The organism is Candidatus Nanohalococcus occultus, from assembly GCF_029207735.1.
GTDB classification, from domain to species: Archaea; Nanohalarchaeota; Nanosalinia; order Nanosalinales; family Nanosalinaceae; genus Nanohalococcus; species Nanohalococcus occultus.
Genome location: NZ_CP104395.1, coordinates 896,892 through 911,179, shown reverse-complemented (window position 1 = coordinate 911,179; position 14,288 = coordinate 896,892). Strand labels below are relative to the sequence as shown.

18 protein-coding genes and 1 tRNA gene are annotated in these 14,288 nt (G+C 47.3%); 14 read left to right on the top strand and 5 right to left on the bottom strand.

What is annotated here, in order from left to right; all coding sequences use genetic code 11:
* Positions 1-17: 17 nt before the first annotated feature.
* From SVXnc_RS05280 to SVXnc_RS05265, 4 genes are read left to right on the top strand one after another with little or no spacing between them, the layout of a single operon-like run.
* Positions 18-884 carry a DNA-3-methyladenine glycosylase family protein gene (locus tag SVXnc_RS05280; RefSeq protein ID WP_347721871.1) on the top strand — a complete coding sequence of 289 codons (867 nt, stop codon included), beginning with the start codon at positions 18-20 and terminating at the stop codon, positions 882-884.
* 31 nt (positions 885-915) lie between these two features.
* On the top strand, positions 916-1,221 hold the full coding sequence (locus tag SVXnc_RS05275) for a MazG nucleotide pyrophosphohydrolase domain-containing protein (RefSeq protein ID WP_347721870.1): 306 nt from the start codon (positions 916-918) through the stop codon (positions 1,219-1,221).
* Entirely contained in the window at positions 1,212-1,424 is a 213-nt protein-coding gene (gene thiS / locus SVXnc_RS05270) for a sulfur carrier protein ThiS (protein ID WP_347722427.1), read from the top strand. Before SVXnc_RS05275 ends, thiS begins: the two co-directional genes overlap by 10 nt.
* A gap of 31 nt (positions 1,425-1,455) precedes the next feature.
* Entirely contained in the window at positions 1,456-1,779 is a 324-nt protein-coding gene (locus tag SVXnc_RS05265; protein ID WP_347721869.1) for a helix-turn-helix domain-containing protein, read from the top strand.
* A gap of 8 nt (positions 1,780-1,787) precedes the next feature.
* On the opposite strand, the gene SVXnc_RS05260 is transcribed toward SVXnc_RS05265, so the two are convergent.
* Positions 1,788-2,078, bottom strand: a complete 291-nt coding sequence (locus SVXnc_RS05260; RefSeq protein WP_347721868.1) for a hypothetical protein — start codon at positions 2,076-2,078, stop codon at positions 1,788-1,790.
* On the bottom strand, positions 2,079-2,351 hold the full coding sequence (locus SVXnc_RS05255; protein ID WP_347721867.1) for a PRC-barrel domain-containing protein: 273 nt from the start codon (positions 2,349-2,351) through the stop codon (positions 2,079-2,081). It lies immediately after the preceding gene.
* Positions 2,352-2,472: 121 nt separating this feature from the next.
* On the opposite strand from SVXnc_RS05255, the gene SVXnc_RS05250 reads away from it, so the two are divergent.
* The 4 genes from SVXnc_RS05250 to SVXnc_RS05235 all read left to right on the top strand — a co-directional run bounded on the left by SVXnc_RS05250 (position 2,473) and on the right by SVXnc_RS05235 (position 4,443).
* Positions 2,473-2,562, top strand: a tRNA-Ser gene (locus SVXnc_RS05250).
* Positions 2,563-2,626: 64 nt separating this feature from the next.
* Positions 2,627-3,364, top strand: a complete 738-nt coding sequence (locus SVXnc_RS05245; protein WP_347721866.1) for a ZIP family metal transporter — start codon at positions 2,627-2,629, stop codon at positions 3,362-3,364.
* Positions 3,365-3,391: 27 nt separating this feature from the next.
* Complete coding sequence (locus tag SVXnc_RS05240; RefSeq protein WP_347722426.1) at positions 3,392-3,967, top strand: thymidine kinase; 576 nt, start codon at positions 3,392-3,394, stop codon at positions 3,965-3,967.
* A 20-nt stretch (positions 3,968-3,987) separates the two neighbouring features.
* On the top strand, positions 3,988-4,443 hold the full coding sequence (locus SVXnc_RS05235) for a thermonuclease family protein (RefSeq protein ID WP_347721865.1): 456 nt from the start codon (positions 3,988-3,990) through the stop codon (positions 4,441-4,443).
* On the opposite strand, the gene SVXnc_RS05230 is transcribed toward SVXnc_RS05235, so the two are convergent.
* Positions 4,440-4,820 (bottom strand): hypothetical protein, encoded by a 381-nt coding sequence (locus SVXnc_RS05230; RefSeq protein WP_347721864.1) that lies wholly within the window; start codon positions 4,818-4,820, stop codon positions 4,440-4,442. The genes SVXnc_RS05235 and SVXnc_RS05230 overlap by 4 nt on opposite strands.
* A gap of 70 nt (positions 4,821-4,890) precedes the next feature.
* Here SVXnc_RS05230 and SVXnc_RS05225 point away from each other — a divergent pair, with 70 nt between their 5' ends.
* Complete coding sequence (locus tag SVXnc_RS05225) at positions 4,891-6,012, top strand: S1C family serine protease (protein WP_347721863.1); 1,122 nt, start codon at positions 4,891-4,893, stop codon at positions 6,010-6,012.
* Here SVXnc_RS05225 and SVXnc_RS05220 read toward each other — a convergent pair.
* Positions 6,009-6,995, bottom strand: a complete 987-nt coding sequence (locus tag SVXnc_RS05220) for an mRNA surveillance protein pelota (protein WP_347721862.1) — start codon at positions 6,993-6,995, stop codon at positions 6,009-6,011. The genes SVXnc_RS05225 and SVXnc_RS05220 overlap by 4 nt on opposite strands.
* 51 nt (positions 6,996-7,046) lie before the next feature.
* On the opposite strand from SVXnc_RS05220, the gene SVXnc_RS05215 reads away from it, so the two are divergent.
* The gene (locus tag SVXnc_RS05215) at positions 7,047-8,177 is read left to right on the top strand and encodes a hypothetical protein (protein WP_347721861.1); all 1,131 of its coding nucleotides are present in this window, start codon (positions 7,047-7,049) and stop codon (positions 8,175-8,177) included.
* A 100-nt stretch (positions 8,178-8,277) separates the two neighbouring features.
* Positions 8,278-10,356 carry a hypothetical protein gene (locus SVXnc_RS05210; protein ID WP_347721860.1) on the top strand — a complete coding sequence of 693 codons (2,079 nt, stop codon included), beginning with the start codon at positions 8,278-8,280 and terminating at the stop codon, positions 10,354-10,356.
* A 26-nt stretch (positions 10,357-10,382) separates the two neighbouring features.
* On the opposite strand, the gene SVXnc_RS05205 is transcribed toward SVXnc_RS05210, so the two are convergent.
* Positions 10,383-11,189: a DUF63 family protein gene (locus SVXnc_RS05205; RefSeq protein ID WP_347721859.1), complete on the bottom strand. Its 807-nt coding sequence runs from the start codon at positions 11,187-11,189 to the stop codon at positions 10,383-10,385.
* 5 nt (positions 11,190-11,194) lie between these two features.
* Here SVXnc_RS05205 and SVXnc_RS05200 point away from each other — a divergent pair, with 5 nt between their 5' ends.
* The 3 genes from SVXnc_RS05200 to SVXnc_RS05190 are packed head-to-tail and all read left to right on the top strand — an operon-like array spanning position 11,195 to position 14,239.
* Positions 11,195-12,223 (top strand): hypothetical protein, encoded by a 1,029-nt coding sequence (locus SVXnc_RS05200; RefSeq protein WP_347721858.1) that lies wholly within the window; start codon positions 11,195-11,197, stop codon positions 12,221-12,223.
* On the top strand, positions 12,216-13,052 hold the full coding sequence (locus SVXnc_RS05195) for a hypothetical protein (RefSeq protein ID WP_347721857.1): 837 nt from the start codon (positions 12,216-12,218) through the stop codon (positions 13,050-13,052). The genes SVXnc_RS05200 and SVXnc_RS05195 overlap by 8 nt, the downstream gene beginning before the upstream one ends.
* Positions 13,049-14,239: a hypothetical protein gene (locus tag SVXnc_RS05190; protein ID WP_347721856.1), complete on the top strand. Its 1,191-nt coding sequence runs from the start codon at positions 13,049-13,051 to the stop codon at positions 14,237-14,239. The genes SVXnc_RS05195 and SVXnc_RS05190 overlap by 4 nt, the downstream gene beginning before the upstream one ends.
* Positions 14,240-14,288: the final 49 nt, after the last annotated feature.

The following is a 14,288-nucleotide window of genomic DNA, read 5'->3' as shown; positions in this document are numbered from 1 at the left end:
CGATTACTAAGGTTTCTGTGAGACACGAATTAAATCCTGAAACCTTCGATCTCGAACAAACACTTACCTGTGGACAGACATTCTGCTGGCACAGATTTGAAGGCCAGCTCTACGACGAAGACGGCGAAAAACGGTTTTACAGCTTTGTAAAAGACCAACCTGTTATAGTTGAGGAAAAAGACGGAAAAGTAATTGTAGAAACTCCTCTGGAAAAACAGGAGGTCGAGGAAGCCCTTGGGCTTCACAAAGACGTAGATAAGATCTTCGATAACTTTCCAGAGGACGAAAGGATCGAGAAAGCCAGAGAAGAGTTCGAGGGCCTGCGTATAATTCAAGACGAGTTTTTCCCGTGCCTGATCAGCTACCTGATGTCTCCGCAGATGAGGATTCCACGTATCAAGAAAATGTTTAATAAGATAGCTGAGCAACACGGAGAAAAAATCGAGTACAAAGGAGAGACATTATTGAAGTTCCCGGATCACGAGACACTGTTAGAGCTATCGGAGGACGAGCTTAGAGACATAGGCGTAGGCTACCGAGCGAAGTACATCGCAGAATCGATGAAAATACTTGAAGAGTTCGAACACACCGATCTCGACGATATGAGCTATGAAGAGGCGCGTGAGGAGATGAAAAAACTTTACGGTGTAGGAGATAAGGTAGCGGACTGTGTGCTGCTTTTCTCAAAGGATTTTACGGAGGCAGCGCCGCTGGATACCTGGGCGAAAAAAGCGTTGAAATCCCAGTTCCCCGAGCTACATTCTGAAGACTACGATGAAGCCTCCGTTAATATCCGAGAGTACTTCGGTTCCGATGCCGGCTACGCGCTAGAATATGTTTTCCATGCAGCCAGAAACGGCGTCTTGGAGGTCGAAGATGAATAAGGATTTGAATATCACTGAGGATCTTTGAAATATGAGAGATGCTCAGCGTCGTGTTGAAGAGTTTGTCCGTGAAAACCAGCTCCGGGGTAAGACTGCGTTCAGAATACTTGATCTGGCTGCGGAAATAGGGGAAATAGCCGGGGATGCGGCTAAATCTGCGGGTTATGGGGTTAAAGAGGATGAAATTGAAGTCAAAGAAGATGAGATAGGAGATGCTCTTTTCTCACTTCTCAGAGTTGCCTCTGATCTAGGGATTGACGCTGAAGAAGCCTTGGAAAAATCTCTAGCCAAGTACAAATCAAGAATTGAAGAAAAAGGGGATCCTGGATCAAAATAACTCTCGTAAGAGATGATCTGGAAAAAGAAGTCGAAAAAGACCTCGAGTTGGATGACGGATCCACGGTAAAGGACTTGCTTGAGGAACAGGGCATTGCTTCCGAGGAGGTCTTGGTATCGATCGATGGAACGGTTGTATCGAAAAGTCGGGTTCTTGAGGACGGTGACTCGATTAGAGTCTTCGATGTTATAGCAGGGGGCTAAATTTTAACTGTAATGATTTCAACGAGTAGATATGGAGTTGTTGAATTTAGAGGGGAAGGATGATAGAGATGTTATATTCACAGTTTTCGGCCTGAACGATCTTCAGAAGTCGATTTTCCAGGAGTTAGAGGACCACAAGCTTACGGTACAGGAGGTCGCATCCAGAGTTGATAGAAACCGATCGACTGTTCAAAGAGCTTTACAGGAGCTTATGGAAAAAGACCTGATTATGAGAGAAGGGCGCACAGATCAAACAGTATACTACCTTTACACCACGCTTCCGCTCGATGATATCAAGGATTTGACACGTGACGCGCTGGATGACTGGCACGAGCAGGTAAAATCAAAGCTTTGAATCCCAGATCAAAACTTCCAGAAAAGAAATCCAAAGTAAAGCACTGCTATAATATCTCCTATTAGCTTGAAACGAGGAACCGCCATGTCTGTCAGGACTGAAAGAGTCCCTATCAACGCCAGAACTGCTACGAACTCTCTTGAACTATCGGACAACGCTTCTTCTAAACTATCATAGCTCTCTCTCAGATAATAAATACTTAGTTTGGAGGTCAGGAAAACAGGTACAAGTAATGTTGCGGTCCTCCAGGTTGCCTGTACGATTTCGTAAGCTAATCCGGTAGCGGACTGTAAAACCATTTACGCTTCCTTTTGAGCATCGCTTGTCTGGAAATCCTTGATCAGCACGATATCGTCGATGGCTTCAACCATGTGGTAAGGAATAACAACGTTTTTCGCCCCGCCGACTTTCTGGGCAAGATAGCTACCTTTCTTAGCACCTACAACTACGGCTCTGACGCCGAACTTCCCCATGTTTATCTCTATATCCTTTAGTTCGCCGCAGTACGATCCTTCTTTCGTAAATACGTCTTTTTCTGTAATGTCGGAGAAGTCAATGATGTTCTCTGTCACGAATCTCGGCCTCTAAACAAGTTTTAGAGTTCAGAATTTTATATAACCCGGCGGCCGAAAAACACTTCCGGCCTACAGGTATTTTAAACAGTTAACTGCCAAACAAGTAGATGCAGACCAAGTCGGGGTCGCATAGCCTGGTCCATTGCGGTGGCTTGCTAAGCCATTGGGGGTGTATGCTCCCACGCGGGTTCAAATCCCGCCCCTGACGCTCAATACGTCTTCATGTTCGCCTAATGATTGTTCTATAAAACCTATAGTTCAATGTTAAACTTGTGGTAGCAGCACTAGCCGTAACGGCAATAATATTAACCAGTCTTTTAGCCACTCTAGGAGCTTTTCTGCTTGCTTTTAACCCGGAAAAGCGGGAGGCCGTTCTGCCGTACCTGATTGCTTTATCCACGGGAGCGATCTTCGGTGGAGTCTTTATTCACCTAATTTTCAAGTATATCAACAAGTATGGTTTCACGCGCTTGACCGGTCTGACGATCGCTTCGACGATCGGAGGAATGCTCTTCCTTGAAAAAATAATTCACTGGCACTGCCATCACAGCGAAAGCGACAAGGAGCCGTTTTCTTACATGGTCTTGTTCGGAGACGCCATCCACAACATCTTCGACGGCATAATAATCGCCTCAGGTTTTGTTATCTCAACGCAGGCAGGTATAGTCGCAACGATCGGCATAATACTTCACAAGATTCCAAAGGAGATCGGGGACTTCGCTACGCTTGTAACCGGTGGTTTTAGCGAAAGGGAGGCACTTCTTTTCAATTTCGGTGTCGGTGTTTTCATGCTTCTCGGTGGAGGAGTGGTTTTGCTTTTCCAGGGATCGGCGGTTGTTGAATCGGTTCTGCTGCCTGTTGCGATCGGATCTTTGATCTACATTGGAGGAACCGATCTTTTCCCGGAGATCAAAGAACACCACTTGAACAACTTCTATCTCGCGGTATCATTTTTCACTGGTGTCGCGGTTATGTATGCGATAGTACTGATAAAACCGGCTTTGGGCTGAGTGAAACTTTGTTAACTCTGCGCTTTGATCTTTAGCTTGATGTCCTCTGGACGAATAGAAGTGATTACAGGAGCGATGTTTTCAGGTAAAACCCGGGAGCTTATCTCAAGAGCTGAACGCGCCGAGATCGCAGGCAACTCCATCAAAGCGTTCAAACCTTCGATCGATGACCGATACGAGGAAGAAAAGATCAGCTCACATGTCGGAAGAAGCCTGGAAGCCGAAGTTCTGGAACCGGAAGAAGATCTCGCTGAAAACTTCGAAGACCTCAAGGAAGATGTCGTAATCATCGATGAAGCTAACTTCTTCCCGGATGAACTTGTAGAGGTATGCCAGAACCTCGCAGAGGGAGGAAAACGCGTTATATTAGCAGGAACTGACCAGACGTTCCGTGGAGAGCCGTTCCCGCCACTACCAAAGCTTTGTGCTATCGCAGAAGAAGTCGAGAAACTGAATGCGGTATGTGTAAAATGCGGTGGCGTTGCCACCAGAAACCAACGTCTAGTTGATGGAGAGCCTGCTGAGAAAGACTCTCCGACAATACTTGTGGGAGCAGAAGAATCCTACGAGGCGAGGTGCCGCCACTGTCACGAACTCAGATAGCTTTAATCGCGTTACTAGTAATGGCGTCTGGCTGTATAGCAAGCCAGGAAGCCACTGTTGTCGACGTAGCTGATGGCGACACTGTTGATGTCCGTTTCAACGGATCTGTGGAGACTGTCCGGCTTATAGGCGTCGATACTCCTGAAATACATACTGAAGTATCTCCTGAAGAGTTCAACGTGCCTGATACCGAAGAAGGCAGACGCTGTCTGTCAAACTGGGCGGAAAAAGCATCGAGGAAAGCAAAGAAACTGGAAGCTCAGGAAGTCAGATTGGCTCACAACGGCGAGCGCGGAACTTACGGCCGACTACTGGGTTATCTCTACGTTGAGAATCGCTCAACGTCTTTTAACTACATGCTAGTGGAAGAAGGTTACGCTCGGGTCTACGAGTCGCGTTTCAAACAGAGATCTCTGTTTCTTGAAGCCCAGACCAGAGCAAAGTTGAATAATAGAGGAGTCTGGAGCTGTAATTAACTGTCAAGCGATGAAGTCGCAGCTTCAGCTATTAAAATCTCTCTCTGTACATGATAGTTTTCCTTACGTATCATAGTGATGTAGCTGGTTATAGCAAACAGTACGAATATCGCTGTCGTACCTAAATACGACGCAAGTCGCTCTACAACACTGGCTTCGCTCTCCAAGCCGACAGTGGCTGCTACAGAGGTTATAATACTTGCGTAGAAAAGAGTCTTCAGACTGGCCTGAATAGCTTTCATATGCCGGTAATGGGTTAATGCGTCCCGGTACCGCTCCATCTGATGTTCCGCAAGCCTCTTTTTCAGAAAACCTCTGACTTCCTTATCGGCCTTCCCTAGAGGAGTCAGTTCGAAAGCAAGCGATTTTAGCTTCACAGTTAACTAGATCTATGGACTGTTAAATAAATCCGCGGGAGTTAAAACCGTTAAGCCAGAATAAGACGGTATGAATCTCCGTGAATCTGATCAAAGTTTTTTCGCTATCGCCTCCATCTTGCTGCTCTTAGGAGCTGTAGCAGGCGGCACAGTCGCTTACGTACATGCCCAACAGCAGATGGATCGACTTGAAGACAGGTTCGAGGACTCGAAAACAACGAAGGTAATACATTATAATGACTCACAGGGATTTTCCCATATATTTGAAGATGTAGAAGGCTCGGTTGTGTCAATAAGAGCTTACGGAGACGCACAGGCACAGGGAAGCGGTTTTGTGTACACAGAAAATGGTTATATTGTAACAAATGAACACGTAGTAGATAACGCGGACAGTGTGGAAGTCGTATTTTCCAGCGGACGCGCATTCAATGCTCGAAAAATTGGAGCCGACCCTTACAGCGATCTAGCTGTCTTGAAGGTTTCAAGACGAAACCTTGAGCCTCTTGAGCTAGGAAATCTCTCAACAGTGGATGTAGGCCAGCCTACCGTTGCTATAGGGAATCCATTTGGACTTCCTGGCACAATGACGGCTGGAATTGTCTCGCAGAAAGGCAGAACTCTTCCGGTACAGGGAGGTTTCTCCATACCAAATGTTTTACAGACAGATGCCGCGATCAACCCTGGTAACTCTGGAGGACCTCTTTTGAACGCAGAAGGTAAGGTTATAGGTGTAAACACGGCGATAGAAACCAATACAGGTACTTTCTCCGGAGTAGGATTCGCCATACCGGTTAGCTCGGTTAAAAATATCGTGCCTCAGATGATAGAGGAAGGAGAGTTCGATCATCCGTGGATAGGAGTGGAAGGCATAGATGTGAACTCGGAGATAGCTAATAAAATGGATTTAGAGGATACGCGCGGTTTCCTGGTTCTTGATGTTGTCGAAGGAAGCCCGGCTGATCAAGCAGGTCTCCGAGCCGGCAACCAGACCACAGACATTAATGAGCGTCAAATGGTTATCGGAGGCGATGTCATAGTTGCTATAAACGACAGAGAAGTCGGCGGGATAAACGATATCCTACAGTATCTGGCGGTTGAGACGGAGGTAGGTCAGACGGTTAACATGACTGTGGTGCGTGATGGGCAGCGGGTTGAGGTTCCGTTGACGCTTGCTGCTCGTTCAGAACGTTAAGGCTTGAAACGTAGGAGTGCGGCCGCTCCTCCCAGGTTCTCGAGGCGTTCGCCGGGTTCGTGATCTGTGTGAACTCTTTTTACCGATCCGCCGGCTTGTTCGACTTTTTTGACGAGTTCTTGGTTGTCTCTGAAGGTTGGAACTGTTATCAGGAGTTTTTCTACCGCTCCCATTTCCGCAAGCTCCTTTATTCGCTCGACGCCGTAATCTGCGTTTCCATCGCCGCGTAACTCATCGAAAAACTCTTCTAGGTCATTTGTCTCCTCTTCTATCCGGGAGCCTTCCACGACCTGTTTTAACGCTCCGCGCTTTACAGCCTCCTGGAAACCGGTTTGCCCGGTAACCGAGGTGTCTTGGACCAGGGTTTTCTGCTGTATTTCTTGTTTCAAAAGATCGTAGATCTTCTGTTTTTCGAATCCAGGGCCTGCCAGGACGAGGTTATCGACTTCTTTTCCGCTTCTTTCCAAGACCTGCTTTAACTCGTTGCGGAAACTTCCTTCTTTCTGGTCGCCATACATCTTCCCGGGAACGTTTTCACTTAGCTTCGAGAGGTCCTGAACTCCCGATTCTCTTACCAGGTAGAGATCGGCCTGACCGGATTCAACTATACAGAAAAGAACTTCGTAGGACTGTTTGGCCTCGGCTTCCTTCAAATGCTCCCACTCGCTATCGGAAAAGTCTTTCCAGAGTTCGAACTCATCGTCGTCTTCAATATTCAGGGTGTGGTAGCCGTGTTCGACTTCCTCTCCGGCCTGCTGGATCTCCCCGGTAACCCGGAGTCGGTCGTTCTGTAACTCTATTTTCTCCGCTCGAACTGTCAGGTTCAAGGTTTTTTTCTCCCGTCCATCGATCTTGGTTCGCTGAGTGAGCGCCCGGACCCGGTCTCCCTTGCCTATAATGCCTTCAAGCTGCCAGAGATCGTCTTCATTTTCCACACGTATCCTGGCGTAACCGTCTCCTCGATTGGTTTTCAGTAGTTTCATATCTGAGAATGAGCTGGCTAACAATAAAAACCTGCGAACCTCTGAAAAATTATGGGACAGGAGTTCGGCGCAGTTATAGCGGTAGGTCTCGCAGTATTCGGCCTAGTATTCGTAGCATCAGAAGCAGTAAATCTAGACCAACAACAGAGGACTACAGAAGACATTGTATTTCTAGAGAGAAACTACGGCGAACTAGGAAACGCGAAACCGGCCTCTCGCACATCCGCATTCGGAAGCTTCAGCGTCGGAGAAGGCCGAGGCGACATACTAGTCGAAAGACGTGACGATGAAACTGTAAGCGCAGAGTTGCTTTCCTCCCAGAGCCTTGAGTTCGATTACAACGGAACACAGCCCCGAGGCGGAACAGTAAGCTTCGAAGTCCTCGGGAAAGAAGGGTACGGCGCATTATACGTCGAAGCCAACGGCCAACGAGTGTTTTCGAACCCGCTAGTAACGGAAGCAACGCCTGAAATCCGAATACCAGAAGGCGTCCTGAAAAACGGGGATAATACAATCAAAATAGGTACTACAAAAGGAGGATTCTTCTCCTCAACAGAATATCGGATAGAAGACTTACAGGTCCGAGTAAACGACAGAAAATTCAACGACCACGTCGATACCTTCCAAATGTATGGCTACGAACTTCAAGACTATGTAAACGGACAGATAAGCTTTAACATCGCAAACTCGGTCATAACAGAACCTCTTGAAGTATACGTGAACGACAACAAGCTCTATGAATTCTCATCGGTCCGAAGCACACAGACAGTGAATATAACACCGCAGAACGCAGAGCTACGTAACGGAATAAACACAGTCAAGTTCAAAACCGATGGAGAAGCCAGCTACGACATAGAAAACGCAGCTCTAACTGTACAGTACCTCGGATCAACACAGGAAGTTAACATAAACGAAGTGTTCGAGCTTACACAGTCCGAGCTAAATTATGCGGAAAGAAACAACACGGTCGAACAGATCAGCTTTGATTACACTGGTCTTCTTGGTTCTCCGCGATCGATGAGCCTTGAACTTAACGACCGACAGTACAACATCACGCCAAGTAATGGAGAAAACCGTATAGAAGTCAACTCTGAGCTAAACGACATGAACTCTCTTGAAATCCGGAGCGATGGAAGCTTCGAACTTGAAAACTTCAGAGTAAACTCGGAAATGGTGGAGTGATACTATTTCAAGTTGGATTAAAGACCGGCTGGGCGATCTTTTCTGGTGTATTCCTATCCCGTTTTTTGATCAGGAAACAGCAGGGTTCTTATTAGGCATCATGGAACTGAAAGGTCTCGATATTGTGCCGCAGTTCTTAGTGAATTTCATGAAAGCCACGGGCGCTAAACCGCTAGATATAGGGAGATTGAATATGATTCAAATAATATTTCTTCTTTTACCGAATGCTGTTGACCGGAACGTCGTCAGGTTGCTTTCTGGAGGTTTTATAGATGTATTTGAAAGCGCAGAAATTCGCGATAATAATCCTACGCTTGATAAGAATCTTATGGATCCTACAAGCTCTAAAAGCTCAGATACGGCTAATAACGTAGGTTTCGATAATTTAAGGAGCGAGGATGGTTCTCCGGCTTTGAAATGGCTTGTCCGTGGGGTAACTGCTGTTGTAGTTATAGGTGTGCTTTTGGCGGTTGTTCCGACAGTTGCCTCGGCGGCAGGTCTGGTAACGGATAATCCGTTAACGGCTTACGCAGGGTTTGGTCTGGATCAGGCCGACGACCGTTTGGCAGGGGAGTCTGATACTGTTCAGGAGGTTTCTAATGAGGTCCGTGGTCCGATTGAGTCGTTGATGTGTTTCATAGAGGGTCCAGGCTGTATGCGTCAGCGGCAGGCCGATCAGCGACCGGGCGCACAGGAAGTAGGGCAGAGTTACGGCTTGGAGATTGAGAATTTCCGGGTTGGCAACGGTGATTCCATAGATGTGTCGTATAGGGCGCGTGATAGCTCGATCCCTGTCGGTTTTACGGTCTCTAACGATATGGAGGGCGGTAAAGGTATCGATGCTCAGGACGTCATATACCGTATCAAGGTTATCGACGGAGATCGCGGGGTAGATAACCCGTACTGTGATACCGGCTGGTTACATCTCGGTAACTCGGATGTCGATGGCGATGGCAGGAGCGATGATATCAGGAAAGGAACGACCGCCGGATCAGGTTTCATGGATCTTAACGAGGATTTCATCGAGGAAACAGCTGTAAAAGACCATGAGGAGTATGGATTGAGGTATAAAAACAATTCTGCGCTTACTTACAAGTCTTGTGAGATGCTTCAGCCAGCTCTAGGTGAAAATCGTAGAATAATGCTTCGTTTAAGGTATGATTACTATTCTGGAGGCCGTGTTACGTTTAATGCGATGTCAAGAGATTACATGCTTGAGGAAAACATAAAGCAGGAAGTTCAACCATCTAAAGCTCCAGACACTCCTGTAAGCGCAGCAGTAAACGTTAAATCGCCTGTAACATTTACAGAAAGCGGTGGTCGCAGTCCTGTGCCGTTTGGAATGGATGTTTTCACGGAGACTGATGATTCGGGCATCAGATACCGTATTAAAGGGGTTGAGGTCATCAACTCTCGTTATACGCGCGGTGTCTCAAGTTCCTGTTCTTTCAATAATCTTGAGCCAGGTGATAGGATGACGTTAAAGGAAGAAGTTGAGAACAGAGTCGTCTACCAGCCGGAGATTGGAAACATTGATTACTGGTACTCTGAAAGCAATACTCCTCCACTTCTAGGATGCCGTATGCTACTGGATGAGGATAGTTTGGATCAGATAAGCCGCACAGGAGAGACTTTGGCGTACAGAGTCCGCGCTAACTACACGGTATCAGAAAAAGAGCCGTTAGATAACTTTAACGTGAATGCGCAAGGTGCGTGTAGTCAGATGGAATGCCCTCGGCTGGTGACTGTTGATTTCAATGATAGTAATCCGGATTACAGTTACAAGACTACTTGTACGGGAGTTGATTCTTACGGAGGCTGTACGATTGTTTCCGGAGAGGACTGGCAGGATCCGACTATGGGTTCGATCACACGGGGAGTTGTAGAGGAAGGTGATGTGGCGGTATCGCTCAGTAACTTCGGTATGAGAAACGCTACAGGTTTCAGCGAGTCAAAATGGCGGCGGCTTGATCCGGATATGGACGGAGACATAGAGCAAGGTAACTGGGAGCAGTACTCTATAATAAGCGCCGAAGAGGACGGTGAAACCGATCTTATCTTACATATCTCCGGGCAAAAATGTGAGGAGGGAGCTGACCCGGGCAGGTACGTCGGCGAGTCGATTTACAATTCCTGTTCCGGTATTATCGATCCTTCCGAAGTTAATGGGGGTTTGTAAGCTCTATAATTCGATCCAAGGGCTTATCAGCCAACTACGGCTGCCGAAATAATATTCCGGGTTCCAAGAGCAAATCCTAGAACTGCGATCAGGAAAAGATAGTAACGTCTCTCGTCGCCTTCCATGTCCATACATATAATGTAGACAGCAGGTATCACGATCAGCGCCTTCATCACGAACATCCCTGCCGGCCCCATTAAATCGATAAAATAGTTGGCTAAGACGTGTTTCTCTGCCGCACCACGAGACAGAGCTACGAAACTGGTCGAGGCATCGAAAAAATGAGCGGATACCGGTATGCCGAAAGAATAAGTGTCTATATCTGATCCCAAAACTCTCGGGCCGTAAATCGATAGAAAAGCCAGTGGGGCGAAAATCAAACCGGTTTCGACAAATACCAACGGGTTTGGGTAGCTGTAAGCACTTAGTACGGCGATGAGGCTGATAAGGCCGATTGAACCGAAAACCTTGCTGTAGCTAAGACTCGAATACTCCTCGATTTTCAGGGAACCGAGTAAAACTGCTGTCGTAAAGCCGAAAAGCATTAGATAGATGAACGGAGTCTCTAGAAGTATTGTATTAACTATATTAGCGTCTTTAAGCGATCTGGCTGCGCCTCCAAGAAATATATAGGGTGCTATGGATAGAAAGAACTTTCTATTGAGTTCGACATCCAGTTTTTCCAGTAAAGGCTTGCCTATGTAGGCAGCTGCGGCTGCGAACGCCAGTGAATAAACCGCGGTATTGAAAGGGTTGTAGTAGACTGACTCGTCCGCTACAGGTCTCCAGAACTTCTGAGCTAGAAAGCTTTTAACCGCGGAGACAACACTCATACATAGTGAAGAAGATACTAGCCTTAAGTCTCCTAGCCCTGACGGCAATTGCCTCAGGCTGTATAGACTCCGGAACCGATGAACCTACCGGCGCAATACACGTCGATTACCTTAACTTCAGGCCGGATGCAAGGGAAATATACACTGGTGGAACAGTAGGCGTAAACATGAAGGTATCGAACATAGGAGAAGCTCCTGCTGAGCTAGAAATTGGAGAAAAAGGCTCGAAAATACTTACAAACTACTGTCCGTACCTCTTCGACCTGGGAAGTTTCCAGAAAACAGGCAGCACAAGTCTTGGATCAGGAGAGGACATAGTTTTGAACTGGGAGCTTGAACAGTCCGGGGAAGTACTTAACATAGGATCTGAATGCCAAGTCGAGTTCAGGCTTCCTTTCCAGTACTCTGCGTCTGTTTACAGACAAATCCAGTTAAGAAGTTCTTCTGATGTCTCAGCTTCTAGAAATCTGGGTTATGAATCCTCTTCCGGCCCTCTAAAGTTTGTGGTTGCCACTATGTCGCCTTCAGGACAGTCACCGGTCTTTACAATGCCTGAAGATGGCAGAAGTAAGACAGTGACGTTGTTGATGCAGATGAGGAATCGTAGATCCGGTCAAGGCTCAATAGACATCAAAGAAGAAAGTTTACAGATCAAGGCTCCTGAATTCGGAATAGATGAAGGTTTTGAGACTGTTACTTCGACAGAAGTTGTTGAAGGAGCATGCGGATCCGGCAGCGGCAGTTCTATGATCACACGACAGCAAGCATTCTGCGTGACAAACGAGAGAGCTGTAAAATGGAGTTCAAACATAGCAGATGAGACAAAATGTAATATCGATGAACTAGAAGCTTTCCGGCTAACAGATTCGAACTCAAGGACGATAAGATGTAACGTCGAACTACCTCAGGACCTATCCGAGGATGTAAGCATTGGTACGTCATCCAGTATTGTCTCGGAGCTTCAAGCCTCTGTTAACTACACTTATACTAGAGATATGCCGTCAAGAACGGTAAGGGTGAATCCTCGTGGATAAGAAAATAATTTTCATGGCATTGGTGATTACAGCATCCGGTTGTACGGATGTTTTGCCGGGTTCCACGTCACCGACGTCTTCATCAGGTTCTGCGGTCCAGATAGCTGATTTTTCGATAAACGACCAGAGTCTTTACGCCGACCAACAGGCGGTGATAACCCTGGTGGTAGAAAATTATAACTCCCAAGCCGAGATAACAGACCTCAAGCTTGTAAATACGGGGGCGCTCAAAATCCAGGACGGTTCATGGAGTCAGCGGTGTAGCGCTGCCGAGCTACCTGAGCCTGTAAATGGGAATCCGGGTGTCATGGAGTGTAGCTGGGAGGTCCGGGCGCCACCTGAATCAGAGCTAGGGAACTTCAACTCGAAGTCGTATTCGCCTGGCTTGATGTTGAGATACCGCTCCGAGCTTTCCAACTCAGACCGCCCCGTGAAAATACATACCAAGGAAGCGCGTGAAATAGAATCAACTAGCCAGGTCTCAAGCAGTTTTTCGAACGGCGAGATCTCGACATCGATAAAAGCTGAAAGCCCTGTAGCTGTCGGTATTGAATCTCCTGTAACGGTCTCTATAGATGCGAACAGCCAGCACGTAGTATCGGAAAACTACGGTTTTGAAATATCGCCTACATCAATGATCGCGAGCTGTGACGGCAGAGAGCCACAGAACGGAAGACTTTCCTTGGATGTAGCGGTCGAACCAAGCGGGAGCGCTCAGTTCAACTGTGTTCTGAACCCTCAGACCTCGACAACACGGAACCTGATCTTCTCCACATCCTATAAATACCAGAAAGCGCCAAGTTTGAATGTAGAGGTCTTAAGCCAGTGAATATTACCAACAGCAAGATTGTTCTAGCGTTAATGATAATTGTAGCAGCATCCGGGTGTACAGATCCTGAAAACAGCTCATCGGATGTACAAATCTCCCAGACAGAAGGACTTGTCATAGATGAGTTCGCGGCCTTCCCGGCCGACGTACCTGAAAAGACCCAGGTACAGATCGATCTTGTAATGGTTAACAAAGGAGAACGTGAGGCCACAAACGTCGACTGGAGCATTGAAAACATTCCGTTCGAAGGATCACGTACATGGAGTAAGGAAGGTGGTTTCGAACAGCAGAACCTGCGTGTTGCCGCAGGAAACCCGGAGACGGGTCAGCAGGCAGGTCGGAGATCCATTCACCCGACGATTTCAGCTCCGGATCTGAGCCAGGGTCTTTCAATTCCTTACACAATGAATGCGAACGTAACCTATGATTACAGCACTATAGGCGTCACAGACGTTACCTTGATGTCTCGCAGCCAGTACCAGGAAACCGGTACATCGAAATCATCGGTCTCACTCGATAACTCGGGAGGGCCAATCCAACTGGAGACAGACACTAGGAATCCTATAGTATACTACAGCACGGGCGGTTCAACCAGCGTACAGAACTCCCGGTTCTGCGTGACAGCTGAGAACGCAGGTACAGGAAACATTGTCGGAGACTCAGTCGATGTATCCGTAGAGACCTCCGGAACGCTCGAAGTATCAGAACAGAGAGACGGAGACTACGGTACAGCGGCCTCAGCACCGATCCAGTTCATCGGCGGACGCTCAAGCTCCCAGAACTGTTTCTACATCAAGGCACCTGGAAGCGTCTCAGGTCAGCTAACACTTCCGATCACAGTCAGAGCTGACTACAGATACCAGATGATGGACTCAACAACAGTTACAGTCAACGGCAGAGGAGAAGGAGGTCTCAACGCACCGGACAGCGGCGATGACTCTTCGAGCTGGACGTGGAGTTATGACTCTTGGGCGGATGAAAGAGAGCAGGCACAGATTGATGCCTTCTGGAATACGGCCTCCGGAACGGGCGGCGTTGCTGAATTAGTTTCAGAAGGTTATCTCTCTGAAAGTGACGCTGAGGACAGAAATGCTGAAACAATTTGTTCCGCATATCACGAGGCAGAACAAGATGATGCGGATGTGGAAACATCTTTCTATGATGAATTGGGCTGTCAGGAGGATTGAGGTTATGAAGCGGCTCGTTATTTCAGCTATTGTTCTGACGGCCTTAATC